Genomic DNA, 24512 nt, shown 5'->3' on the forward strand with positions numbered 1-24512 from the left:
TCCTACCCGTAGCCCTTACCTTGGAAGAGATCCATGCACGCGAACTTCATTGACGGCGCCTGGCTGGACGGCGTCGACGCTCGGCCCAATATCAACCCCTCCAATCTGGCCGACGTGGTCGGCGACTACGCCCAGGCCGACGCCGCCCAGGCCGGCATGGCGATCGCGGCCGCCAGCGCGGCGGCCCATGCATGGGCCCGCAGCACCGGGCAGCGCCGCGCCGACGTGCTGGATGCCGTGGGCACCGAGTTGCTGGCGCGCAAGGAAGAGCTGGGGCGGCTGCTGTCGCGCGAAGAAGGCAAGACCCTGCCCGAAGGCGTAAGCGAGGTCACCCGCGCGGGCCACATCTTCAAATTCTTCGCCGGCGAGGCCTTGCGCATCCAGGGCGAGAAGCTGCCCATGACGCGCCCCGGCATCGAGGTCGACGTCACGCGCGAGCCGGTGGGCGTGGTGGGCATCATCGCGCCCTGGAATTTCCCGATCGCCATCCCGGCCTGGAAGATCGCGCCCGCGCTGGCCTACGGCAACACCGTGGTGTTCAAGCCGGCCGACCTGGTGCCGGGCAGCGCCTGGGCGCTGGCCGAGATCCTCAGCCGCGCCGGCCTGCCCGCCGGCGTGTTCAACCTGGTGATGGGGCGCGGCAGCGTGGTGGGCCAGGCGATCCTGGACGACCGGCGCGTCAATGCCATCAGCTTCACCGGCTCGGTGGCGACCGGCCGCCGCGTGGCCGAGGCCGCCATCGGCCGCATGGCCAAGGTGCAGCTGGAGATGGGCGGCAAGAACCCGCTGGTGGTGCTGAACGACGCCGACCTGAAGGTGGCCGTCGACTGCGCGGTCAACGGCGCGTTCTTTTCCACCGGCCAGCGCTGTACCGCGTCGAGCCGGCTCATCGTGCAGAAAGGCATCTACCCGCGTTTCGTCGAGGCGGTGCGGGAGCGCCTGCAGGGCCTGAAGGTCGACGATGCGCTGGCGCCGGGCACCGACATCGGGCCGGTGGTCGACCGCAGCCAGTTCGACCAGAACCTGGCCTACATCGCCATCGGACGAGAAGAGGGGGCGCAGCTGGCCTGGGGAGGCGAGCCGCTCAAGCGCGCCAATGAGGGGTATTACCTGGCTCCGGCCTTGTTCGTCGATTGCGACAACAGCCTGCGCATCGCGCGCGAGGAGATCTTCGGCCCGGTCGCGGCGGTGATTCCGGTCGACAGCTACGAGCAGGCGCTGGAAGTGGCCAACGATACGGAGTTCGGGTTGTCGTCGGGCATCGTCACCACCTCGCTGCGGCACGCCACGCATTTCAAGCGCGAATCGCAGGCCGGCATGGTCATGGTCAACTGCCCCACCGCGGGGGTGGACTATCACGTGCCGTTCGGCGGCCGCAAGGGGTCCAGCTACGGGCCGCGCGAACAGGGCCGCCATGCGGCCGAGTTCTACACCTCGGTCAAGACCGCCTACACGGCGGCCTGACCCGCATGGCCCGGCTCGGCGAGCCGGGCCATGCCCGGCGCTCAGGTCCGGTGATAGACCTCGGCGCCCTTCTTGACGAACTCCACCGCCTTTTCCTGCATGCCCTGCTGCAGCGCGTCCTTTTCGCTGACGCCCTGCGCCGCGGCATAGTCGCGCACATCCTGCGTGATCTTCATGCTGCAGAAATGCGGCCCGCACATCGAGCAGAAGTGCGCCACTTTCATCGAGTCCTTGGGCAGGGTCTCGTCGTGGAACTCCTTGGCGGTGTCCGGATCCAGGCCCAGGTTGAACTGGTCGTCCCAGCGGAACTCGAAGCGCGCCTTCGACAGCGCGTTGTCGCGGATGGCCGCGCCCGGATGTCCCTTGGCCAGGTCGGCGGCATGGGCGGCGATCTTGTAGGTGATGATGCCGTCCTTGACGTCCTTCTTGTTGGGCAGGCCCAGGTGCTCCTTGGGCGTCACGTAGCACAGCATGGCCGTGCCGTACCAGCCGATCAGGGCCGCGCCGATGCCCGAGGTGATGTGGTCGTAGCCGGGCGCGATGTCGGTGGTCAGCGGGCCCAGGGTATAGAACGGCGCCTCGTCGCAATGCTTGAGCTGCAGTTCCATGTTTTCCTTGATCATCTGCATCGGCACGTGGCCGGGGCCTTCGATCATGACCTGCACGTCGTGCTTCCAGGCCACCTGGGTCAGCTCGCCCAGGGTCTTGAGCTCGGCGAACTGCGCCTCGTCGTTGGCGTCGTAGCCCGAGCCGGGGCGCAGGCCGTCGCCCAGCGAGAAGCTGACGTCGTAGGCCTTCATGATTTCACAGATTTCCTCGAAGCGCTCGTACAGGAAGCTCTCCTTGTGGTGCGCCAGGCACCACTTGGCCATGATCGAGCCGCCGCGCGAGACGATGCCGGTCATGCGGTCGGCCGTCATGGGGATGAAGGGCAGGCGCACGCCGGCATGGATCGTGAAGTAGTCCACGCCTTGCTCGGCCTGCTCGATCAGCGTATCGCGGAAGATTTCCCAGGTCAGTTCCTCGGCCTTGCCGTCGACCTTCTCCAGCGCCTGGTAGATCGGCACCGTGCCGATCGGCACCGGCGAATTGCGGATGATCCATTCGCGCGTTTCGTGGATGTGCTTGCCGGTCGACAGGTCCATGACCGTATCGCCGCCCCAGCGGATCGCCCAGGTCATCTTCTCGACTTCCTCGCCGATGCCGGAGCTGACGGCCGAGTTGCCGATGTTGGCGTTGATCTTCACCAGGAAATTGCGGCCGATGATCATCGGTTCGATTTCCGGGTGGTTGATGTTGGCCGGGATGATGGCGCGGCCGCGCGCGACTTCCTCGCGGACGAATTCGGGCGTGATGGCCGACGGGAGGGCGGCGCCGAACGACTGGCCGGGGTGCTGGCGCAGCAGGCGCTTGGCCAGTTTCTCGCCATCCGGGCCGCTGGCGCGCAGCGTTTCCAGGTAGTGTTCGCGGCGCAGGTTTTCGCGCAGCGCGATGAATTCCATTTCGGGCGTGACGATGCCGCGGCGCGCATAGTGCATCTGCGTCACGTTGGCGCCGGCGCGCGCGCGGCGCGGGGGGCGCTGCAGGTCGAAGCGCATCGCCGTCAGCTTCGGATCGGTCAGGCGCTCCTTGCCGTAGTCGCTGGTCGGGCCATCCAGCACTTCGGTGTCGCCGCGTTCTTCGATCCAGGCCCGGCGCAGGGCCGGCAGGCCGCGGCGGATGTCGATGCTGGCCTGCGGGTCGGTGTACGGGCCGCTGGTATCGTAGACGGTCAGGGGCGGGTTCTTCTCGCCGCCGAACATGGTGGGCGTGTCGGCCTGCTCGATCTCGCGAAACGGCACGCGGATATCCGGGCGCGAGCCGGTTTCGTAGACTTTGCGGGATTTGGGCAACGGCGCGACGGCGGCTGCGTCGACCTCGGCCGTGGCGGCCAGGAACGTGGGGTTGGCGTTCATGGAAAGCTCCAATCAAGAAGGTTTGGAGCCGAATCGGGATGGATTCCGCGCTGGCGCAAGGGCCGGCAACTGGAATACGCTCCCAGCATCGGCATTATCCGTACTGGTACGAAGGGACTCTCTCAACACGCTGCCGGCCTTGAAGGCGGGACAGCGAGTACCCCTGCGTGATCCTGGAGTATAGGCCGTATTGCGTCTTTACATCTGGAAGCAGTCTCGACTATCGGCCTTGCGTGGGGACCTGTACACTTTTTTGTAACGCCGTGGCCAGCGCGTCCGGCGCGTCAGCCTCTCTGCAAACTGAAGAAGGAAACCATCATGCAACTGACCATTCGCAAACTGGCTTACACGCTGGCTTTTTCCACGCTGGTGCTGGCCGGATGCACCACCGCGTCCAAGAAGACCGACGGCCAGGCGGCCACGCCGGCGGACCAGGCTTCCTCGCAGCAGGCGAGCGCGGCGTCGGTCGAGTTCTACGTGGCTCAGGCCAAGGCCGGCGACGGCCTGATGGAAGTCAAGGTGCCGGATGGTTCGCTCTACATGCAACGGCAGCCGGTCCTGACTCGCGCCGATCTCACCGAGGCGGCCGCGCTGGTCGACCGCCAGGGCCAGAACTTCGTGGGCCTGCGTTTCACCGAGGCGGGCGCCCGCAAGCTGAATGACATCAGCAGCAAGAATATCGGCAATATGCTGGCATTGGTGATCGATCGCGAACTGGTCGCCGCCCCGCGCATCGCCGAGCCCCTGAACCGCGGCGTGCTGGCCTTCGGCGTGCCGTCGGCCAAGGCGGCCTCGGAAATCGCCGCCAAGATCCGTGGCGACGCCGGCGCGCCCGCGGCCGGCGTGCCGGCCGCGCCGGCCCCCAAGCCGGCTCCCAAGCCTTGAGCCCGGGCCGGCCGTTCGCGGCCGGCCGGCGCAAACCGGGACAGCCTTGCGGGGCTGCCTTTTTCATGGATGGGCAAGCCGTGGGGCGGCCGTGCCCGTCGCCCGCCATGGCGTCGGCGAGCGTGTTGTACAGTGCCCCCCTATGCTTACCACCTCTGATCCCTTGCCCCATCCCTTGCCCCATCCCTTGCTGCACGATGGCGTCGTGGCGGCCGTGGTGCGGCTGTGCGCCGACGCCACCCTCGACTTTCCCGCGCGTTGCGCCCGCCTGGAAGCGGCCATCCGCGCCTGCACGCGCGACCAGATCATCGAGCACCTGCAGCACGGCGGCGTGATTTCCGAATGCATCGGCCACGATTCGTCGGAAGAGAAACTGCTGGCCAAGTACAGCGATGTGCTGCTGGCGTGCGCGCTGGGCGAGCTCGGTTTCCAGGCCCGGGTGCTGGCCGAGCGCAGCGATGCCGCGGACGTCTATGCGGAATGCGGCGACCAGCGCATCGTGGGCGATGGCAAGATCTTCCGCCTGAGCCGCACGGCCCTCAATCCCAAGGACTACAAGGTGCCGTCGCTGAAGAAGTGGCGCCAGGGTGTCGGCTACAGCGCCGATTATTCGGTGCTGCTGGCGCCGTCGTTCCAGTATCCGTTGAGCCGCAGCCAGCTGTACGCGCAGGCGATTGACAACAATGTGCTGCTGCTGTCGTTCGAGCAACTGGCATTCCTGGTGCGGCACCACCAGCCCGGCCGCGATTATCGTCCGCTGTGGGAGTACGCAGGCACGCGCGCAGGCCAGGATACGGCGGCCTGGAAAGAGGCGCGTCAGTACTGGCATGGGCTGAACCAGCTGGTGGCCCGCCTGGCGGGCCAGACCGAGCAGGCGCTGCGCGACAGCTATGCCGCGCGGCGCCAGCTGCTGCAGCGCCAGTTCGACGACGAGATCGCCCACTGGGACGCCGAGGCGCAGCGCATACGCGGTCTCAGCCGCGAGCAGGCCATTGCGGAACTGCTGGTCAGCAAGAAGATCCAGGCCCGCGTGGACCTGATGCGCGGGGCGCAGCGCCAGCTGACCCTGCAACTGGACGATGCGCGCGCCTAGGCGCGCCTGGCGCTAGTTGTCGATTCTCAATAGGTTATTCACATCTGGGATACGCGTGATGGGTGGCTGATGTCCGAGAGCGGAGTGTGGCCGATACCAGTTGTAGCGGTCAATGAAGGGCTGCAAGGCAGCCTGTCGTTCGGCTGAGCTCGTGTAGGGCCTGGCGTATGCCCACTCCCGTAAGCAGGTCTGCACGAGGCGCTCGGCCTTGCCGTTGGTCTTGGGGGTGTAGGGGCGGGTGCGGATGTGACGGATTCCCAGCTCCACGCACACCGCCCGAAAGGTCCTGGAGACGTAGCCGCTGCCGTTGTCGGTCATCACGCGGTCGATGCGCACGCCCAGACTGGCGTAGTAGGCGGTGGCTTGGCGCAGGAACTCAGCGCACTGATCGCCGCCTTCATCGTCGAGGATGCGAGCAAAGGACACGCGCGAGAAGTCATCGATGGCCAGGTGCACAGCGTCCCAGCCAATGCCGCGGTTGCGGTTCTGGGCCCGATCGCCGGTGATGCGATGGCCCACGCCCCGGATGCGGCCCAGCCGCTTGGTGTCGATGTGCAGCAGCTCGCCTGGGCTGGCGCGTTCATAGCGGCGCACCGGCGCCGGCGGCTCCAACGAGGCGAGTCGACTCAGGCCGATGCGTTCCATATACCGCGCCACGGTGGCCAGGCTGCGGCCGGCTTCACGCGCGATGCGCCACAGCGGCAGACGCTGGCGGCGCTGCTGGGCGAAGTGCTCAACCTGCTCGGGCGCACAGGCCTTCGGGCTGCGGTGCGGGCGAGAACTGCGGTCAAGCAGGCCGTCCAGACCTTCGCTTCGGAAGCGGGCAAGCCACTTGTAACCGGTGCGCAGGCTCACCCCTGCCGCCTGGCTGGCCTGCCTCATCGTCCAGTTCTGTTGCATCACCCTGTTAACAAGAAGGGCTCGACCTAGTTGTGAACTGTCAATAGGTTGTATTCGTCCAGGTTGAGTCTGGAGATGGGTACAGCGCGCCCGATGCCTTGGTGGGGTCGATGCCAGTTGTAGTGGTGTAGCCAGGATTTCATGGCATCGGCTCGGTGTTGGGAGTTCTGGTAGGTGTGAGCGTAAGCCCACTCACGCAAGGCCGACTGGATGAAGCGTTCGGCCTTGCCATTGGTCTGTGGGCGGTAAGGTCGGGTAAAGCGGTGCTTGATGCCCAGCTCATGGCACAGCGCGGCGAAGGCGCGGCTGCGAAAGGCCGAGCCATTGTCGGTGAGCAAGCGCTGGATGGTCACGCCCAGGCGCTGGTAGTAGGCCACTGCGTCCTTGAGGAACTGGACGGCGCTGGGGAAGCGCTCGTCGGGGTGGATGTCGGTGAAGGCCACGCGGGCGTGGTCATCGATGGCCACGAAGACGAAGTCCCAGCCGGCCCCCTCAACGGTATCGCGTCGGTTGCCCGTGACCCGGTGGCCAGGGCGCTGGATACGTCCCAGCTTCTTGATGTCGATGTGCAGCAGATCGCCGGGGGCCTGATGCTCGTAGCGCACCACCGGCTCGGCCGGCTCCAGGTCGGCCAGGTGCGACAGACCGGCGCGGGCCAGGACGCGGCTGACGGTGCTGGCTGACACGCCCAGCGCCTGGGCGATGCGCGCTTGGGTCAGCCGCTTGCGGCGCAGCTCCACGATAGCCAGCGCCTTGGCCGGCGCAATCGCTCGGGGCGAGACCGTCGGGCGCGAGGACGCATCGGCCAAGCCCGCCTGGCCCTGAGCCAGGAAGCGGCCCAGCCATTTGCGCACAGTCGGCGCGGTGACCCCATAGGCGCGGGCCGCTTCAGACACACAAACTTGATGGGCGATCAATTGCTGGACCATTTCGAGTCGACGTAGGAAGGTCAATCGGGCATGCTTATGGGTGTTCATCCGGCCGAGCTCCTTGAGTGAACTGGGGGGTTGGCGATTTCCAGTTTCTCAAATCCGGTTCGGATGAACCATGCATACAACCTATTGAATCTTCACACCTAGGCCGCGGTCCAGCCGCCGTCGATGGGCAGGGTGGCGCCCGTGATGTCGCGTCCGGCATCGCTGCACAGGAAGGCGACCAGGGCCGCCACGTTTTCCATGGCGACGAAGCGGCCGGTGGGTTGGCGCGCGGCCAGGTATTCGCGTTCGGCCTGTTCCTGCGCGACGCCGTCGCGCCGCGCGATCTCGGTGATGCGGCCGACGATGGCCGGCGTGGGCGCGGTTCCCGGCGCGACGGCGTTGCTGGTGATGCCGCTGGCGGCGGTTTCCACGGCCAGCGCGCGGGTCAGTCCCAGCAGGGCGGTCTTGGTGGTGACGTAGCCGACCCGGTTGGCCGCGGCTCCCGCGCCATAGACCGACGACAGATTGATGATGCGGCCCCAGCCCTGCGCCAGCATGCCCGGCAGCGCCAGGCGGGCGAGGTGGAACGCCGCCGACAGGTTGACGGCCAGCGACTCGTCCCAGTGGGCGCGCGGCAGTTCATGGGCCGGCTCGAAATGGCGCACCACGGCGTTGTTGACCAGGATGTCCAGGCGCGGCAGCTCGGCCAGCGCCTGGGCCGCCATGGCCTCGATCTGGTCCACGTCCCGCAGGTCGGCCTGCAGCAGCAGCACCCGCACGCCGTGCTCGCGCGCCAGGGCGGCTTGCGCCTGGCGGGCGCTTTCGTTGGCCTGCAGGCAGTGCATCACGATGTCGGCGCCGGAACGGGCCAGCGTATCGGCGATGGCCAGCCCCAGTCCGGCCTCGGCGCCGGTGATCAGGGCGCAGCGCCCGTGTAGCGGGCGGGCCGGGTTCATGCCGCCTCCGGCACGAGCCCGTCGGGCGTGGGAGCGACGTCCAGCCGCACCACCTTGCCATGCAGCTCGGGCGAAGGCGCGGGGTAGCGCTGCATCACCTGTGGATCATGGCCCGGCACGATATGCGCCTCGGAGTCCGCCAGCCGCCGGACGGTGTGGTAGCCCTCCAGCATGTCGCCCACGTGGTAGACCGCCGGGAAGGGCGCGTCGTGGCCGATATTGCCGTAGAGATGGCTGGCATCGGAAGCCAGCACGCCAGCCGCGCTGCGTCCAGACGCGCACGATCTGCAGGCCGCCGGTGTGGCCGCCGACCAGGTGCAGCGACAGCCCGGGCGCCAGTTCGGTCTGGCCGTTGTGAAAGCTGACCCGGCCGGCATAGACCTTGCGCACGAACCCGACCACGTCCTCGACGTCGTAGGGGTGGCGCAACGGCCCATGGCACATGCAGCGCCCGGTGGCGTAGGCCGGCTCGGCGTCCTGCACATGGAAGGTGGCGGCGGGGAAGTCGCCCAGCGTGCCCGCGTGGTCGTAGTGCAGGTGGGTGAGGATCACGTCGCGCACCTGTGTCGCGTCGATGCCGATGAGGGCCAGGCCCTGCGCCGGGCGCATCAGCAGCTCGCGGCCGCGCTGGCGCGCCGCGTCTTCGGCGAAGCCGGTGTCCACCACATAGACCTCGTCGCCGCGGCGCAGCGCCCACACGTAGTAATCGAGATCGGATTCGGCATCGTGGAAATCCACCTTGCCCAGATAGTTGTCGGCCGCGATCCGGCCGCTATGGCGCGCGTAGCGGATGGCGTACACGTCAAAAGGCGCACAGTTCAAGGTGTCTCCTCCAGGCTGGATGACGTTTGGGATCTTATAAATATAATAGGATTGTATTATAGTAGTACGAAGTGCGGTAGCAAGTGGATGTTCCAACGCGCCGCTTTTCACTCAATGGAGACACACCATGGCATTACGGCCTGAGTTTCAAACCGAGCAGTTCCAAAAAGGCCTGGCAGTTCGCCGCGCGGTGGTCGGCGACGCGTATGTGGATAAATCGCTCAATAGCGCCGATGACCTCACGGCTTCCCTGCAGAAGCTGGTCACCGAATATTGCTGGGGCGAAGTCTGGACGCGTCCCGGCCTGGAGCGCAAGACCCGCAGCTTCCTGAACCTGGCCATGCTGATCGCTTTGAACCGGCCCAACGAGCTGCGCCTGCACCTGCGCGGCGCGATCAACAATGGGGTGACCAAGGACGAAATCGTCGAGGTCGTGCTGCAGGCGGCGATCTACTGTGGCGTACCCGCCGCGCTGGACGCCATGAAGGCGGTGCGCGAAGTGGTGGAGACGATGGAGAAAGAAGGGGCCTTCGCCTGACGCGTTGGCGAGGACAGGCCAGTGCCTGGACGCGCTGGCCGACAAGGAGACATCATGCAGAAACACAAGATCGCATTTCTCGGCCTGGGCGCGATGGGCCTGCCCATGGCCTGCAACCTGGTCAAGGGCGGCCATGCCGTCACCGGCTACGACCTGAATCCGTAAGCGCTGGACGCCCTGGCGCAGGCCGGCGGCCAGCGCGCCGCCAGCGCGCGCGAGGCGGCGGCCGGGGCCGCCCTGGTCATCGCCATGCTGCCAACCGCGACGCATATCCAGGCGGCGCTCGAAGGCGCCGACGGCGCCCTGCAGGGCATGGGCCCGGGCGCGCTGTTCATCAACATGTCCACCATCCTGCCCCAGGAAACCGACCTGATCGCGCAGCGCCTGGCCGAGCGCGGCATGCGCATGCTGGATTCGCCGGTCGGCCGCTCCGCCATGGAGGCGCAGCGCGGCACGCTGCTGATCCTCGCCAGCGGCAGCGCGCAGGACAAGGCGCGCGCCCGCGATGCGCTGCTGTGCATGGGCAACCAGGTCATCGATTGCGGCGAAGTGGGCGGCGGTTCGCGCGTGAAGGTGGTCAACAACTATGGGTATTTCGCTCAATGCCCTGACGGCCGAGGCCCTGACCCTGGCCGAGGCCAGCGGCCTGAGCGTCGAGCTGGCCCTGGAGGTCATGCGCGGGACCATCGCCGGCCTGGGGCATATGAACATCACCTATCCGAACAAGGTGCTGCGCGGCGACCTGTCGGCGGGTTTCCAGGTCGACCTGGCGCACAAGGACCTGGGCCTGGCGCTCGAACTGGCGGCGCGCAGCCGAGCCTGCGTACCGATGGGCAGCGCGGCATTCCAGTCCTATACGGCGGCGCGCGCGCAGGGCCGTGGCGGACAGGATTACAGCGCGATCTACCCGGTCATGCGCAGCCTGTCGGGATTGCCCGAGGCGTTGCCTTACCAGGTGGATACGCCGGTCGAGGCCGATCCGTTCGGGGCGGCGGCACGCTGAGCGCGCCGCGCGGGGCTTACTCGGCCGTCGCGGCAGCGTCGGCCAGCGAGTCCTGCAGGATGGCGATGGCCACGCTGGCGGCATTGCGCACGTGCAGGCTGCCCGCCTTGCGGGCAGCCTTGCCGTCGCGCGCCACCAGGGCCTGCAGCAGGTTCGACAGCTCGGCCACGCTGTGCTTGGCGCGGCCCGGCGCCTGCATGGACGTCGAGCGCAGCAGCATGACGCGCGAGTTGAGCAGACGCAGGGTGGTGGTCAGCGCCTCGTTGCCGGCCCCGTCGAGCAGCTGCTGGTAGAACGCGTTCTTGGCGGCGATCTGCTCCAGCGGCGTGCCGCGCGTGAGGGCGCGCTTGAGCGCCTGGAAGGCCTCCTGCAGGGCGGCGAGCTGGGGTTCGGTGGCGTGTTCGGCGAACAGCTGGCAGGCCAGGCCTTCCAGTTCCTCGCGCACCTGGTAGATGCCGCGCGCCTGTTCGGGCGACAGCCGCTCGACCACCGGGCCGCGGTGCGGAATGACGACGATCAGGCCTTCGGATTCGAGCTGGCGCAGCGCTTCGCGCACCAGGGTGCGGCTGACGCCGGTCATTTCGCAGAGTTCGCGTTCGGGCAGGCGTTCGCCCGGGCGGAACCGGCCAACCAGGATGGCGTTGCGGATGCTCTCGGTCACGCTATGGCGCAGTACGGAAGCGACACGCTGGACCTTGAATTCACCTTCTGGCGCTGCGGGAGATGTCATGCGGTTCGTATTGCAAAATGGGAAAGGCATCCGGTGCGTGCGAGCGCACCGGACACCATTGGACGGCCTGCGATCAGTTCGAGGCGCTCTTGCCGAGCGTCGTGCGCACGCGATCGAGATAGGCCGGGCCATCGAACCCGACCTGCTTGGCGCGCTTGTTCCACGCCTCGTAGGAAGGACCGATATATTGCTGCTGCATTAGTTTAGCCCGTTCCTCCTCGGGGGCTACCCAGAAGGTCACGCCCTTCTTCATCATCTCCTGCTGGGCGTTGCTGACGAAGGTGTCGTAATTGCCGAAGGCCTCCTGCTGCAGGGCATCCATCGCGCCCTGGACCTGCTTCTGCACGTCGGCCGGCAGCTTCTGCCAGCTGTCGGGGTTGGCCAGGATGGCCCAGCCGTTGATCGGGCCGAGGCTCCAGTTCTGCACGTTCTTGGCGATGCGCCAGAATTCCAGCGAGCCGCCCACGCAGGTCGAGATGAACAGGCCGTCGATCACGCCACGCTCGAGCGCGGGGAAGATCTCCGTGGTGGGCATTGCGACCGGCTTGCCGCCCAGCGCGTTGACGACTTCGGCGGTCTGCGGATTGTGCACGCGCAGCCGCTTGCCCTTGAAATCCTCGACCTTGTGGATCGGATCCTTGGAGAAGAGCTGCTGGGTGCACCACGCGCCTTCGGCCAGGACGATGGCGTTCCACTTGTCCTTCCAGATCTTGCGGGTGTCCTCGCACCAGAAGGCGTCGCACACCTGCTTGTATTCCTGGATGTTGTTGATCAGGCCGGGCAGGTTGAAGATGCCCATGCGCGGCTCGTCGGCCGCCAGGTAGGTGTGCAGGGCGGCGCTCATGTCCACGCGGCCTTCGCGCACGGCGGTGGCGATTTGCGCCGGCGGCACGAGTGAATCGCTGACCGTGACCTTGACCTTGCCGTCCGTGGCCTTGGCCACCCGTTCGGGCACCGAGGCCGTGAGGATGGAATAGCCGTCGCCGGGCGAAGTGATGACGGCCATGGTCAGGTCATAGGTCTGGGCGGCGGCGCCGCCGCTCCAGCTGGCCGTGCATAGGGCGGCCGCTGCCAGGGCGGCCTGGAATCCGCGTGGTAGCGGGAAACGTTGGGACATGTTGCTCCTCCTAGGTTGGTGTTGCGGCGCGGTGCGCTGTTAAAATTCCAAGCATTCAATCATACAATATGCCTATAATACCGTCATAACATCATTCTGGGAGGAGCTTGCCGGCTCTCTCAGGGAAAACACCATCGCGCGGCCGCGCCGCGTGTGTCGAGGAGACAGCTATGAGCAGTATCGAGATGCCGGCACCTGTCATGCCGATCGAGCCGGCGGAGCTTGCGGGCGCTTCCCCCTACCCCCTGGCGATCGATCAGGACTTCTGCCTGATCCGCTGGATGGCGGCGATCTCGCGCGCCTGCGGCGCGCTGGCGACGGTGGCGCTGCTGCTTATGGCCTTGTCGATGTGCTATGAGATCTTCTCGCGCTACCTCTTCAACGCGCCCACGGCATGGGCGACCGAGATCTCCGGCTACCTGCTCGTGGCCACCGTGTTCTTCGGCCTGGCCGCGGCGCAGGCCTCCAACTCGCATGTCCAGGTCGAACTCTGGATCGACCGCCTGTCCGCGCCCGTGCGCCTGCGGGTGGAATTGCTGTGCCAGTGGCTGGCGTTGCTGTTCTGCGTGGTGCTGGGCTGGCAGATGGCCAGTTTCAACGTGCGCGAGTACCTCAACGACACGCGCGACTGGGGCTTGCTTTCCACGCCGCAGTGGATGCCCGAGCTGGCGGTGTCGGTGGGAATGGTGGTTTTCTGCATGTCCATCCTGGTGGACATCTATCGCCTGAGCCCGCCTGCCCAGGCCTGGCGGCGCTGGCTGACGCCGGCGCTGCTGGCCTTGCTGGCGGCCGCGCTGGTGGCCCTGGGCGCCAATGCGGTGCCGATGGCGGCCGGCGGCCGCTTCGACTGGGGCATGGCCCTCATCGTCGCGGCCCTGCTGGCCTGCGCATGGGCGTGGAGCGGCGTGCGCACCCTGGCGCACGTCGTGCTGGTCGTCGGCGGCTGCGCCGTCCTGTATGGCCTGGCGCGCGGACAGTCGCTGGGCTGGGTCGCCTTCCTGCTGGTAGCCAGCATGATGCTGCTGCTGTTTCTCGGCGTGCGCATCGGGGTCGCGTTGGGCCTGGTGGGCCTGTTCGGCGTGTATTTCCTGCTGTCGCGTCCGCAACTGTCGCTGCTGGCCGAGCGCGCCTGGAGCAGCACCAATACCTTCACGCTGACGGCCGTGCCCATGTTCATCTTCATGGGCGGACTGTTGCTGCGCAGCGGCATTACCGCGGGCATGTTCGACGCGCTGGTGCGCTGGTTCGGCCGCGCGCCCGGCGGCCTGGCGCACGCGTCGGCGGGCGCCTCGGCCGTGTTCGCGGCGGTGTCGGGCTCGAGCCTGGCCACGGCCGCCACGCTGGGCAAGGTGGCCTGCCCGGACATGATCGAACGCGGCTACAGTCCGCGCCTGACCTACGGGGTAGCGGCGGCCGGCGCGACGCTCGGCATTCTCATCCCGCCCAGCATCCCGATGATCATCTATGGCACGACCGTGGGCGCGTCGGTCACCCATCTCTTTCTGGCCGGCATGTTGCCGGGCCTGCTGCTGATGGCCTGCTTCATGCTGGGCGCGCTGGTCTGGGCGCTGGCGGTGCCGGGCTCGGCGCCGGTGGCGCGCGCCTACACGCTGCGCGAGAAGCTGAGCGCGTCGCGCGGCATGGTGCCTTTCGTGGCGATCATCGGCGCGGTGCTCGGTTCGATGTACACGGGCGTGGCCACGCCGACCGAGGCCGCCGCCATCGGCGCCGTCAGCGCCTTCGTGCTGTGCCTGGTGCGTCGCCAGTTGAGCTGGCGGGCGTTGTTCGAGATCGCGCACGACTCCGCCAAGGTGACGGCGCTGTTGCTGCTGATCGTCGTGGGCGCGGGCATCTTCAGCTGGGTGTTCGATTATCTGCGGCTGCCGCGCGAGGTGGTCAACCTGATCCAGGGCGCGGATCTGTCGCCGGCGCTGATCGTCGCCGCCATGGTGCTGGCCTATCTGGTGCTGGGCATGTTCGTCGAGTCCATCGCGATGATGCTGATGACCCTGCCGGTGACATACCCCATCGCCATGTCGCTGGGCCTGGACCCCATCTGGTTCGGCGTCTTCCTGGTGCTGATGATCGAGCTCGGGCTGATCACGCCGCCCGTGGGCATGGTTCTGTTCGTGTTGCGCAGCATGAACGAGAAGGCGCGTTTCACGGATATCATCCGCGGCGCCTTGCCCTTCGTGCTGATCATCCTGCTCTTCCTGTGCCTGATCTACATTTATCCGCAGATCGTGATGTGGCTTCCCCAACAAGTGAAATGACCATGAATCAAGCTGTCTCGCCGCTCGCCGGCACGCCCGCGGTCAGCGCGGAACTGGCGCGCTTCGCGGCCACCAGCCGCTGGGAGGATGTGCCGCAGGCGGTGCGCCACGAAGGCCGGCGCAGCCTGTTGAATTACTTCGCCGTGGCGCTGGCGGCCGCGCGCGATCCCGTCCTGGATACCGCCACGCGCACCTATGCCCGGTTCGCCTCGGACGCGCGGGCGTCGCTGGTGGGCCGCGCGCGGCGCCTGGACATGCTCAACGCGGCCGCGCTCAATGCCATGGCGGCCAATGTCTACGATTTCGACGACACGCATCACCCCACCATCATCCATCCCACGGCGCCGGCCCTGTTCGCGCTGGCCGAAACCCGGCCGCTGAGCGGCGCGCAGCTGCTGCATGCGTTCGTGCTCGGCGTCGAGGCGACCTGCCGCATCGGCAACGCCATGTCGCCGGGGCACTATGCGCGCGGCTGGCATATCACGTCGACCTGCGGCGTATTCGGCGCCGCGCCGCGCGCTGCCTGGGACTGCCGGGCGACGCCATGGTGGCGGCACTGGGTTGCGCGGCGGTGCAGGCAGGCGGGCAGGTGGAAACGCTGGGCACCGCGGCCAAGAGCATCAGCGTGGGCAATGCGGCGCGCAACGGGCTGCTGTCGGCCCTGCTGGCGGCGGAGGGTTTCGACGGACCGCCGCAACCGCTGGAGGGCGTGCGCGGCTATCTGCGCGTGGCCGCCGACGCGCCCGATATCGCTGCGGTCAGCGCCGGCCTGGGCGAACGCTGGGAGGTGCTGAACAACACGTACAAGCCGTATCCCTGCGGCGTGGTGCTCAATCCGGTGATCGACGCCTGCCTGGCGCTGGCGGCCGATCCCCGCATCGCCGGCGGCGGCTGGGCCGCCATCGAGCGCATCGAACTGACCGGGCATCCGCTGTTGAAACAGCGCACCGACCGGCCGGGCGTCGCCACCGGCCGGCAGTCGCAAGTCAGTGCCCAGCATGCCGTGGCCGTGGCGCTGGTGCGCGGCCGCGCCGGGCTGCCCGAGTTTTCGGACGAGGCGGTCGCCGACGCCGGGCTGCGGGCATTGGGCCTGCGGCTGGGCTTTCGCGACGATGCCAGCATGTCGGTCGACGCCGTGAAGGTGCGCATCGCGTTCCAGGACGGCACGCTGCTCGAGCGCGAGGTGCAGGCCGCGCGCGGGTCGCGGGAGCGGCCGCTGCAAGACGACGAGATCGAGGAAAAACTGCGCGAACTGTGCCGCCATGGCGGCGCGCGCGTGGATGCGGACCGGCTGATCGAGGCGGTCTGGACATTGGATGAGGCGGGCGATGCCGCCGCCGTCATGCGACTGGCGGCGGAACAGCCGGCCGCCTGAATGCACGTGCAACATAGGAGACATACGTGAAGAAGAGAATCTGGGGAACGCTGCTGGCCGCGGCGATGACGGTGGGAAGCGGCGCGGCGCATGCCGGCTACCCCGACAAGGCGGTGCGCATCGTGGTGCCGTTTGCCGCGGGCGGCGGCGTCGATGCGCTGGCGCGTCCCTTCGCCAAGGAGCTTGGAGATATCCTGGGTCAGAGCATCGTGGTCGAGAACAAGCCCAGCAACACCGGGCAGATCGGCGCCACCGACGTCGCGCGGGCCGCGGCCGACGGCTACACGCTGCTGCTGAGTTCGGCCGCCTTCGCCACGACGCCGGCGTTCTATCCGCAGGTGCCGTACGACCCGGTCAAGGATTTCTCTCCGGTCATGATCATGGCGGCGGCGCCCCAGGTGCTGGTGGCCAGCAACAGGTTCAAGGCGGCGTCGCTGCCGGACGTGCTGGCGCAGGCCAGGCAGTCGGACCGCATCAATTTCGCCCTGAGCGCCAGCACCGGCATCCAGGCGCTGGCCACCGCCATGCTCGCCGGGCAGGGCGGGGTGACGTTCATGACGATTCCCTACAAGGGGGCGGGCGCGGCGTTCATGGACCTGATCAGCGGTGAAGTGGACCTGATGATCGACAACCCGGCTTCGTCCCTGGTCCACGTGCGCGCGGGCAAGCTGCGCGTGCTGGCGACCACGGGGTCCAAGCGCATGGCCATCCTGCCCGACGTGCCGACCGTGGCCGAGACCCTGCCGGGCTTCGAGGCCCGCAACTGGTTCGTGCTGGCCGCGCCGCAGGGCACGCCGCCGGCGGTGATCCAGAAGCTGAACGAAGCGTCGGCGCGCGCGCTGAACACGCCGGCCATGCGCCAGATGCTCGAGCGCGACGGTATCGATCTGGTGGCGGACAGCCCGGCGCACGCGGCGGCCTTCCTGCAGGACGAGATCGCCAAGTGGGGCAAGGTGGTCAAGGAAGGCAATCTGCAGCCCTGACCAGGGGAGCCGCTGCCCTCAGCGCAGCGGCTCGATGGCCTGGTCTTCCAGCGCGGCCAGCAGCGCCGCGCAGTCGCCTTGCGCCAGGCGCAGGGCGGGGACCAGTTCGCACAGCGGCGCCAGCACGAAGGCGCGTTCATGCATGCGCGGATGCGGCACGCTCAGGCGGGGATGGTCGATGGCCTGTTCGCCATACAGCAGCAGGTCCAGGTCCAGGGTGCGCGGCGCATTGCGGTAGGGCCGCTCGCGGCCATGGCGCTGTTCCAGCGCCTGCAACAGGTCCAGCAGGTCCAGCGGCGCCAGCGTGGTGTCGAGCGCGGCGACCGCGTTGACGAAGTCGGGACCCTGGGCCTCGACGGGCGCCGTCCGGTACAGGCGCGAAGCCTTGCAGGCGAGGATGCCTGGCGCGGCGGCCAGTTCGGCAAGCACGCTGCGCAGCGTGGCGGCCGCGTCGCCCAGGCTGGCTCCCAGGCCGACGTATGCCAGGGTGGAAGCCGGGCTGCCGTTCATTGCGGTTCGCGCGGGCGGTTGGACGGGCGGCGGCGCGGACGGCGGCGCTTTTGCGCCGGCGCGTCGCCCGTTTCGCGCGGCAGGTGGGCGGTTTCCTCGATCATTTCGGCGCGCGTGGCATCGTCGCCATTGGCCAGGTCCATCCACCACTGGGCCAGCACGCTGTCGAACTCGCCGGCGGCGGCGCGCAGCTGCAGGAAGTCGCAGGCGGCGCGAAAGCGCGGCTGCTCCAGCATGCGGTAGATGGTCTTGCCGGCGCGGCGCTCGAAGCGCGGCTGCATGAACCAGATCTCGCGCATATCGGACGAGAAGCGGCGCTGGATGGCCAGTTTCTCGGTCTGTTCGTCCAGCACCGAGTCGGCGGCCTGCACCAGCGCGGGGATGTTGTGCTCGCCCTGGGCCCGCAGCTGTTTCCAGCGCACGTCGACCAGTTGCCACAGCAGCGCCGCGAACAGGAAGCTGGGGCTGATGGTCTTGCCGGCGCGCACGCGCGCATCGGTGCGCTCCAGCGCCAGTTCGACGAAATTCTCGCCGCCGGGCTGCTCGAGCACGACGTCGAGCAAGGGCAGCAGGCCGTGGTGCAGGCCGTCGTTGCGCAACTGCCGCAGGCAGTCCATGGCGTGGCCGCAGGTCAGCAGCTTGAGCATTTCGTCGAACAGGCGCGAGGCCGGCACGTTCTCGATCAGGCTGGCCATGGTGCGGATCGGCTGCCGCGTGGCGGTATCGATGCTGCCGTTCAGCTTGGCGGCGAAGCGCACCGCCCGCAGCATGCGCACGGGGTCTTCGCGATAGCGCTTGACCGGATCGCCGATGATGCGCACCTGGCGCTTTTTCAGGTCCTGCACGCCCTGGTGGTAGTCGATGACTTCCTCGGTGTGCGGGTCGTAGTACAGCGCGTTCATGGTGAAGTCGCGGCGCGCCGCGTCTTCTTCCTGGCTGCCGAATACGTTGTCGCGCAGGATGCGGCCGTGCTCGTCGGTTTCCTGGTCGTCCGAGGCCGGCGCGCGGAAGGTCGAGGTTTCGATGATTTCCTGGCCGAACACCACGTGCACCAGCTGGAAGCGCCGGCCGATGATGCGGGCGCGGCGAAACAGCGGCCGGATCTGCTCGGGCGTGGCATTGGTGGCCACGTCGAAATCCTTGGGCTCCAGGCCCACGATCAGGTCGCGCACCGCGCCGCCGACGATATAGGCTTCGTAGCCATGCTGGCGCAGGACGTCGCAGACTTTGATGGCGTGGCGCGAGACATTGCGGCGATCGATGCCATGGCGTTCCGCGCCGATGCGCTGTGGGCCGCGCAGGGCCGGCGCGAACAGCCGGCCGACAAATTTTCTTATGGTTTCGGTAATCATTTAGGACTTCGCATCTTCGAGGTGGTCGAACAGGTCGATCACCTGCCATCCGCGCGCCTGGGCGATTTCGCGCAGGCCCGGGCTGGGATTGGCGGCGATAGGCCGTGTTACCGCTTCCAGCAAGGGAACATCGTTGACCGAATCGCTGTAGAAGTACGACTCGGCGAAATCGCCCAGCGCCAGGCCCATGCCGGCCAGCCACTGGTTGACCCGCACCACCTTGCCTTCGCGGAAGCTGGGCGTGCCTTCGATGCGACCAGTGTACCGGCCGTCGCGGTATTCCGGGTCGGTGGCGATCAGGTGCTGCACGCCGAAGGCGCGCGCGATCGGGGCGGTGACAAAACTGTTGGTGGCGGTCACCAGCGCGCACAGGTCGCCGGCCGCCAGGTGTCCGCGCACCACGTCCACCGCCTGGACCGTGAGGCTGGGGCGGATCACATCGCGCATGAATTCCTCGTGCCAGGCGGCCAGCTCCACCGGCGAGTGCGCCGCCAGCAGGCCCAGCATGAACTCGGCGGCCTGCTCGGCGGTCAGTTCGCCGCGGTTGTAGCGCTCCATCAGGTCGTCGTTGCGCCGGCGCGCCTCGGCGGGATCGCCGGCGCGGCCGGTGCGGGCCAGGAAGTCGGCCCATTGGTAGTCGCTGTCCAACGGCAACAGGGTGTGGTCGAGGTCGAACAGGGCTAGGCGTCGGGTCGTCATGTCGCTTGCGAGTGAGGGTCTGCCAGCATGGCGCGAAGCAGGGGAATGGTAATGGGCCGGCCGGTGGCCAGCGAATAGCGGTCCAGCGCGTCCAGCAAGGCGGCCAGCTTCCGGATGTCGCGTTCGTGGTGGGTGAGCATCCAGTTGATGACCTCGGGCGCCAGCTGCAGGCCGCGCTCGGCGGCCTGGGCGGTCAGCGCGGCCAGTTTGTCCGCGTCGGACAGGGGGTCGAGCCGGAAGACCAGGTCCCAGCCCAGCCGGGTGCGCAGGTCTTCGCGCAGCGGCAGCGACATCGGGGCGCGGTCGCCGGAGACGGCCAGCGCGAAGGCCCGGCCGGTGGCGGCCGATTCGCGCCAGCGATTGTACAGGGCGAACAGGCCGGCCTGCCGCGCGTCGTCCATGCGGTGCACGTCGTCGACGGCCACCAGCCGCGGCATGGGCGCGGTGGAGTCGGCCTCGGCCAGCTCGCGCAGCGACTGCGCCGCGCGCGCGGCGTCGATGTAGATGGCCTCGGGCCGGGCGCTCAGGCCGCGCAGCAGGTGCGTACGGCCGCAGCCGGCCGGCCCCCACAGGTAGATGGCCCGCCCGGCCGTCAGGGCGTGCGCGGCCGCCAGCGCCTGGCCGTTGGGACCGGCAATGTAGTTGTTCAGCGCAGGCGCAGGCGCAGGAAGAACGTCAAGCAGCAGCTGGCGGTTCATGTATGGCGATAAAACAGGCTTTCCGGATCGCGGCGCGCGGCGCATGGCATGCCCCGGCGCGGCCAACCCTGCATTAAACCACTGCGGGCCGGGCAGTGTCGCGCAATGGCGAACGCGCAGGGGCGAAACCCGGCGGGCGGAGCATTTCGGAGCATTTCCAGGGGTTTGCGGCCAGGATCGCGCCCGGCGTCGTAAAATCCCGGACGTACCACCCAAAATCCCGCAATTGTTACATACCCCACGGTTTTTCACATGACTAATCAACATTCCGCTCCCTTGACCTATCGCGATGCCGGGGTCGACATCGATGCAGGCGACGCGCTGGTCGACCGCATCAAACCCCTGGCCGCGCGCACCATGCGTCCCGGAGTGTTGGCAGGCATCGGCGGCTTCGGCGCCCTGTTCGAGGTGCCGAAGAAATTCCGCGAGCCCGTGCTGGTGTCCGGCACCGACGGCGTGGGCACCAAGCTGCGCCTGGCGTTCGACTGGAACCGCCATGACACCGTGGGCATCGACCTGGTCGCCATGAGCGTCAACGACATCCTGGTGCAGGGCGCCGAGCCGCTGTACTTCCTCGACTACTTCGCCTGCGGCAAGCTGTCGGTGGACACGGCGGCCGCGGTGGTGGGCGGTATCGCGCGCGGCTGCGAACTGGCCGGCTGCGCGCTGATCGGCGGCGAAACCGCCGAGATGCCGGGAATGTATCCCGACGGCGAATACGATCTGGCGGGCTTCGCGGTGGGCGCGGTCGACAAGTCGGCCATCATCGACGGCAAGTCGATCCAGCCGGGCGACGTGGTGCTGGGCCTGGCTTCCAGCGGCGCGCACTCGAACGGCTATTCGCTGGTGCGCAAGATCCTCGAGCGCGCCGGCGCGCGCCCCGACCAGGACTTCCACGGCCAGCCGCTGGTCGACGTGGTCATGGCGCCGACCCGCATCTACGTCAAGCAGGTGCTGGCGGCCCTGGATCGCCACGGCCCGGCCATCAAGGGCCTGGCGCATATCACCGGCGGCGGCCTGCTCGACAACGTGCCGCGCATCCTGCAACCCGGCATGGCCGCGCAATTGCAGCGCGACGGCTGGGAAATGCCCAAGCTGTTCCAGTGGCTGCAGCAGCAGGGCAGCGTGGCCGATGCCGAGATGCACCGCGTGTTCAACTGCGGCATCGGCATGGTGCTGGTGGTCGCGGCGGACCAGGCCGACGCCGTCGCCGCCACGCTGCGCGAGCAGGGCGAGATCGTCAACCAGATCGGCGAAATCGTGCCGCAGCAGGACGGCATGGCCCAGACCGTCGTGGTCTGAGGCAGGGTTCGGTGCCTGTCCCCGCGGGGACAGGCACCCTTGCTCAGTCGGGCAGCGCCCGCGCCATCGCGTCGACGGTGCGCGCCACGGCGTCGCCGGCCAGGCAATCGATGATCACGCGCTCCGGCTGCGCGCGCAGCCAGGTAAGCTGGCGCTTGGCCAGCTGGCGCGTGGCCGCCACGCCTTGTTCGCGCGCGGTATCCAGGTCGATATCGCCATCCAGGTACGACCACATCTGCCGGTAACCGACGCAGCGCACCGACGGCAGCCCCGGGTGCAGGTCCGGTCGCGCGTGCAGGCCGCGTACTTCCTCGACCAGCCCGGCCGCCAGCATGGCGTCGAAACGCTGCGCGATGCGCGCGTGCAGCGCCGCGCGCTCGGAGGGCTCCAGGCTGAGCGTGACGTAGCGGTAGGGCGATGGCGCGTCGCCGCGCCGTTCGCCTTGCAGCAGGGCCGACATAGGTTGGCCGGCCAGGCGGCAGATTTCCAGCGCGCGCTGGATGCGCTGGCTGTCGTTGGGCGACAGGCGCGCCGCGGTGGCGGGGTCCAGCAACGCCAGCTCGGCATGCAGCGCAGGCCAGCCCAGCCGCGCGGCGCGCGCCTCGAGTTCGGCGCGCAGCGCCGGATCGGCCTGCGGCAAATCGTCCAGCCCTTCGCGCAGCGCCTTGTAGTACAGCATGGTGCCGCCGGCCAGCAGCGGAATGCGGCCGCGCGCGTGGATCTCTGCGATCAGCCGCAGCGCGTCGGCGCGAAATTCGGCGGCCGAATACGATTGCGCCGGATCGCGGATATCCAGCAGGTGCTGGGGAACCTGGGCGCGCTCGGCCGCCGACGGCTTGGCGGTGCCGATGTCCATGCCGCGGTAGATGGTGGCCGAATCGACGTTGATGATTTCGAGCGGCCAGCGCTGCGCCAGCGCGAGGGTCGAAGCGCTCTTGCCGGCCGCCGTGGGGCCGGCCAGGCAGATGATGGCGCGCGGGGTCATTGGCCGCGCAGGAACAGTTTGTCGAGGTCGTTGACCGACCATTGCACCCAGGTGGGGCGGCCGTGGTTGCACTGGTCGGCGCGCTCGGTGATTTCCATCTGGCGCAGCAGCGCGTTCATTTCCTCCAGCGTCAGGCGCCGGTTGGCGCGCACCGAGCCATGGCAGGCCATGGTGCTCAGCAGCTCGTTGCGCTGCTCGGTCAGCAGGCGCGACACGCCCACCGCGCCCAGGTCGCGCAGCACGGCGCGCGCCAGGCTTTCGATGTCGCCGCGCGCCAGCAGGGCCGGCACGCTGCGCACCGCGATGGAGGCGGGGCCGGACGGGCGCATCTCGAAACCCAGCTCGTTCAGCTGGGTCTCGTGCTCTTCGACCAGCGCCACGTCCTTCTCGGCGGCGTGGAACACGACCGGCACCAGCAAGTCCTGGCGCGGCAGCGCCCGGTCGTCCAGGGCGCGCTTGAGCTGTTCGTAGACCACCCGCTCGTGCGCGGCGTGCATGTCGACCAGCACCAGCCCGCGCGAGTTCTGCGCCAGGATGTAGATGCCGTGCAGCTGCGCCAGGGCCTGCCCCAGCGGATGCTCGTCGGCCGTCGGCAGCGGCGTGGCGGGGGCGGCGCGCAGTGCCGTGGCGGCCGGCGCCGCATCTCCGGGCAGGGGGCGGTACAGGCTTTGCCAGTCGGTCGCGGGTATGCCGGCGGGTTCGCCGTGCAGGCGGAACGGCACCTGCGTGTGCGGCCGTGCCGGCGACCCTTGATAGGGCGACTGGCCCGGCGACGGATACGCAGCGGGATAGGGCGCGCGCGGCTCGGCCAGGCCGGGCGCGGCGGCGGCCGGCTCGCCGGCGTAGGCCGCGTCGGGGGCGGCGCCGTCCGGGACGCCGGCCGGCACCGCTTCGGCCCCGCCGGTCTGCGCCAGCGTCTGGCCCACCACCTGCGAAACGAACCGGTGCACCGCGCCGCTGTCGCGAAAGCGCACTTCGTGCTTGGCCGGGTGCACGTTGACGTCGACCGCGCCCGGGTCGATGTCCAGATACAGCACATAGGCGGGTTGCCGGTCGCCGTGCAGCACGTCGGCATAGGCGCTGCGCAAGGCATGGCTGACGGTGCGGTCGCGCACGAAGCGGCCATTGACGTACAGGTACTGGCGGTCGGCGCGCGCCCGCGCGGCGGTGGGCCGCGTCACCATGCCCATCAGGGCGATGGCGCCGGCGGCCGCCAGCACCGGCAGCACATGGCCGACGAATTCGGCGCCCAGCACGTCGCGGATGCGCTGTCCATGGTCGGCCGGCAGCCATTGGCGCTGCGCGCGGTCGTGGTGGAACAGGCGGAAAGCGACTTCGGGATGGGCCAGCGCGATGCGTTCCATGGCGTCGACGCAATGGCCGAATTCGGTGGCTTCCGAGCGCAGGAACTTGCGCCGCGCCGGAACGCGGTCGAACAGCTGGCGTACGTCTATCGTCGTGCCTGGCGGCCCCGAGGCCGGGCTGACCTGCAGGCTGCCGCCGTCGATCTGCCAGGCGTGCTCGGCGCCGCGCGTGCGCGAGATGATGGTGAGGTCGGCCACCGAGGCGATCGACGCCAGGGCCTCGCCGCGAAACCCCATCGAGGCCACCGACTCCAGTTCGTCGAGCGAGCGGATCTTGCTGGTGGCATGGCGCGTGAGCGCCAGCGGCAGTTCCTCGGGCGGGATGCCGCTGCCGTCGTCGGTGACGGCGATGCGGCGGATGCCGCCGCCTTCCAGGCGCACCTCGATGGCGCGCGCGCCGGCGTCGATGGCGTTTTCAAGGATTTCCTTGAGCACCGACGCCGGCCGTTCGATCACCTCGCCGGCGGCGATCTGGCTGATCAACAGGTCGGGCAGGGTAGCAATCGGGCGGCGATCGGACATGGAGGGGCGGCAAACGGAATAGGCAATAATGGCGATTTTAGCCCTACGCTACCGCCCGGCGGCCGGCCT

At 68.4% G+C, this 24512-nt stretch carries 20 protein-coding genes and 3 pseudogenes; 10 read left to right on the forward strand and 13 right to left on the reverse strand.

Annotated elements, in window-relative coordinates; translation table 11 throughout:
• Positions 1–33: 33 nt before the first annotated feature.
• Positions 34–1464, forward strand: a complete 1431-nt coding sequence (locus BN118_RS02855) for an aldehyde dehydrogenase family protein (protein WP_010929684.1) — start codon at positions 34–36, stop codon at positions 1462–1464.
• Between the two features lie 41 nt (positions 1465–1505).
• On the opposite strand, the gene thiC is transcribed toward BN118_RS02855, so the two are convergent.
• Positions 1506–3419: a phosphomethylpyrimidine synthase ThiC gene (thiC, locus tag BN118_RS02860; protein ID WP_010929683.1), complete on the reverse strand. Its 1914-nt coding sequence runs from the start codon at positions 3417–3419 to the stop codon at positions 1506–1508.
• Between the two features lie 318 nt (positions 3420–3737).
• Between thiC and BN118_RS02865 the strand changes: the two genes are divergently transcribed.
• Both BN118_RS02865 and BN118_RS02870 read left to right on the forward strand, forming a co-directional pair.
• Complete coding sequence (locus BN118_RS02865) at positions 3738–4304, forward strand: SecDF P1 head subdomain-containing protein (protein WP_010929682.1); 567 nt, start codon at positions 3738–3740, stop codon at positions 4302–4304.
• A gap of 91 nt (positions 4305–4395) precedes the next feature.
• Positions 4396–5397 carry a HindIII family type II restriction endonuclease gene (locus BN118_RS02870; protein WP_014905498.1) on the forward strand — a complete coding sequence of 334 codons (1002 nt, stop codon included), beginning with the start codon at positions 4396–4398 and terminating at the stop codon, positions 5395–5397.
• A 12-nt stretch (positions 5398–5409) separates the two neighbouring features.
• Here the strand turns inward: BN118_RS02870 and BN118_RS02875 are convergent, their stop codons facing one another.
• The 4 genes and pseudogenes from BN118_RS02875 to BN118_RS02890 form a co-directional block, all read right to left on the reverse strand.
• Entirely contained in the window at positions 5410–6351 is a 942-nt protein-coding gene (locus BN118_RS02875) for an IS481 family transposase (RefSeq protein ID WP_041166247.1), read from the reverse strand.
• A complete protein-coding gene (locus BN118_RS02880; RefSeq protein WP_014905499.1) occupies positions 6324–7274 on the reverse strand; it encodes an IS481-like element IS481 family transposase in 951 nt (316 codons plus the stop codon). Before BN118_RS02880 ends, BN118_RS02875 begins: the two co-directional genes overlap by 28 nt.
• A gap of 98 nt (positions 7275–7372) precedes the next feature.
• Positions 7373–8170, reverse strand: a complete 798-nt coding sequence (locus tag BN118_RS02885; RefSeq protein ID WP_010929700.1) for an SDR family oxidoreductase — start codon at positions 8168–8170, stop codon at positions 7373–7375.
• Positions 8167–8992 (reverse strand): annotated as a pseudogene (locus BN118_RS02890) (N-acyl homoserine lactonase family protein). Before BN118_RS02890 ends, BN118_RS02885 begins: the two are co-directional and overlap by 4 nt.
• Positions 8993–9119: 127 nt before the next feature.
• On the opposite strand from BN118_RS02890, the gene BN118_RS02895 reads away from it, so the two are divergent.
• From BN118_RS02895 to BN118_RS20655, 3 genes and pseudogenes are all read left to right on the forward strand, one after another.
• Complete coding sequence (locus tag BN118_RS02895) at positions 9120–9530, forward strand: carboxymuconolactone decarboxylase family protein (protein ID WP_003814363.1); 411 nt, start codon at positions 9120–9122, stop codon at positions 9528–9530.
• Positions 9531–9635: 105 nt separating this feature from the next.
• Positions 9636–10013, forward strand: a pseudogene (locus tag BN118_RS20650) (NAD(P)-binding domain-containing protein); the annotation flags it as partial.
• A gap of 103 nt (positions 10014–10116) precedes the next feature.
• Positions 10117–10533 (forward strand): NAD-binding protein, encoded by a 417-nt coding sequence (locus BN118_RS20655; protein ID WP_227915036.1) that lies wholly within the window; start codon positions 10117–10119, stop codon positions 10531–10533.
• A 16-nt stretch (positions 10534–10549) separates the two neighbouring features.
• On the opposite strand, the gene BN118_RS02905 is transcribed toward BN118_RS20655, so the two are convergent.
• Together BN118_RS02905 and BN118_RS02910 are read right to left on the reverse strand one after the other, a co-directional pair.
• The gene (locus BN118_RS02905; protein ID WP_229131159.1) at positions 10550–11194 is read right to left on the reverse strand and encodes a GntR family transcriptional regulator; all 645 of its coding nucleotides are present in this window, start codon (positions 11192–11194) and stop codon (positions 10550–10552) included.
• Between the two features lie 142 nt (positions 11195–11336).
• Positions 11337–12380, reverse strand: coding sequence for a TRAP transporter substrate-binding protein (locus BN118_RS02910; protein WP_014905500.1), 1044 nt, complete (start codon positions 12378–12380; stop codon positions 11337–11339).
• 170 nt (positions 12381–12550) lie between these two features.
• On the opposite strand from BN118_RS02910, the gene BN118_RS19265 reads away from it, so the two are divergent.
• The 3 genes and pseudogenes from BN118_RS19265 to BN118_RS02925 all read left to right on the forward strand — a co-directional run bounded on the left by BN118_RS19265 (position 12551) and on the right by BN118_RS02925 (position 17011).
• Positions 12551–14653 (forward strand): TRAP transporter large permease, encoded by a 2103-nt coding sequence (locus tag BN118_RS19265; RefSeq protein WP_003814355.1) that lies wholly within the window; start codon positions 12551–12553, stop codon positions 14651–14653.
• Positions 14650–16028: pseudogene (locus tag BN118_RS02920) on the forward strand (MmgE/PrpD family protein). The gene BN118_RS19265 and the pseudogene BN118_RS02920 overlap by 4 nt, the downstream one beginning before the upstream one ends.
• A 26-nt stretch (positions 16029–16054) precedes the next feature.
• The gene (locus BN118_RS02925; protein WP_003814351.1) at positions 16055–17011 is read left to right on the forward strand and encodes a tripartite tricarboxylate transporter substrate binding protein; all 957 of its coding nucleotides are present in this window, start codon (positions 16055–16057) and stop codon (positions 17009–17011) included.
• A gap of 18 nt (positions 17012–17029) precedes the next feature.
• Here BN118_RS02925 and BN118_RS02930 read toward each other — a convergent pair whose 3' ends face one another.
• Genes BN118_RS02930 through hda form a run of 4 tightly spaced genes read right to left on the reverse strand, consistent with a single transcriptional unit; the run spans position 17030 to position 20270 of the window.
• Positions 17030–17521 (reverse strand): 2-amino-4-hydroxy-6-hydroxymethyldihydropteridine diphosphokinase, encoded by a 492-nt coding sequence (locus BN118_RS02930; protein ID WP_010929701.1) that lies wholly within the window; start codon positions 17519–17521, stop codon positions 17030–17032.
• Entirely contained in the window at positions 17518–18873 is a 1356-nt protein-coding gene (pcnB, locus tag BN118_RS02935; protein WP_010929702.1) for a polynucleotide adenylyltransferase PcnB, read from the reverse strand. Before pcnB ends, BN118_RS02930 begins: the two co-directional genes overlap by 4 nt.
• On the reverse strand, positions 18874–19572 hold the full coding sequence (locus tag BN118_RS02940) for an HAD family hydrolase (RefSeq protein ID WP_010929703.1): 699 nt from the start codon (positions 19570–19572) through the stop codon (positions 18874–18876).
• The gene (gene hda, locus BN118_RS02945) at positions 19569–20270 is read right to left on the reverse strand and encodes a DnaA regulatory inactivator Hda (RefSeq protein WP_010929704.1); all 702 of its coding nucleotides are present in this window, start codon (positions 20268–20270) and stop codon (positions 19569–19571) included. Before hda ends, BN118_RS02940 begins: the two co-directional genes overlap by 4 nt.
• 252 nt (positions 20271–20522) lie before the next feature.
• Here hda and purM point away from each other — a divergent pair, with 252 nt between their 5' ends.
• Positions 20523–21572 (forward strand): phosphoribosylformylglycinamidine cyclo-ligase, encoded by a 1050-nt coding sequence (gene purM, locus BN118_RS02950; protein ID WP_014905501.1) that lies wholly within the window; start codon positions 20523–20525, stop codon positions 21570–21572.
• A gap of 43 nt (positions 21573–21615) precedes the next feature.
• Here purM and miaA read toward each other — a convergent pair whose 3' ends face one another.
• Both miaA and mutL read right to left on the reverse strand, forming a co-directional pair.
• Entirely contained in the window at positions 21616–22557 is a 942-nt protein-coding gene (miaA, locus tag BN118_RS02955) for a tRNA (adenosine(37)-N6)-dimethylallyltransferase MiaA (RefSeq protein ID WP_003814337.1), read from the reverse strand.
• Complete coding sequence (gene mutL, locus BN118_RS02960; RefSeq protein ID WP_014905502.1) at positions 22554–24443, reverse strand: DNA mismatch repair endonuclease MutL; 1890 nt, start codon at positions 24441–24443, stop codon at positions 22554–22556. Before mutL ends, miaA begins: the two co-directional genes overlap by 4 nt.
• Positions 24444–24512: the final 69 nt, after the last annotated feature.

This window comes from Bordetella pertussis 18323 (genome assembly GCF_000306945.1).
Taxonomy (GTDB): domain Bacteria; phylum Pseudomonadota; class Gammaproteobacteria; order Burkholderiales; family Burkholderiaceae_B; genus Bordetella; species Bordetella pertussis.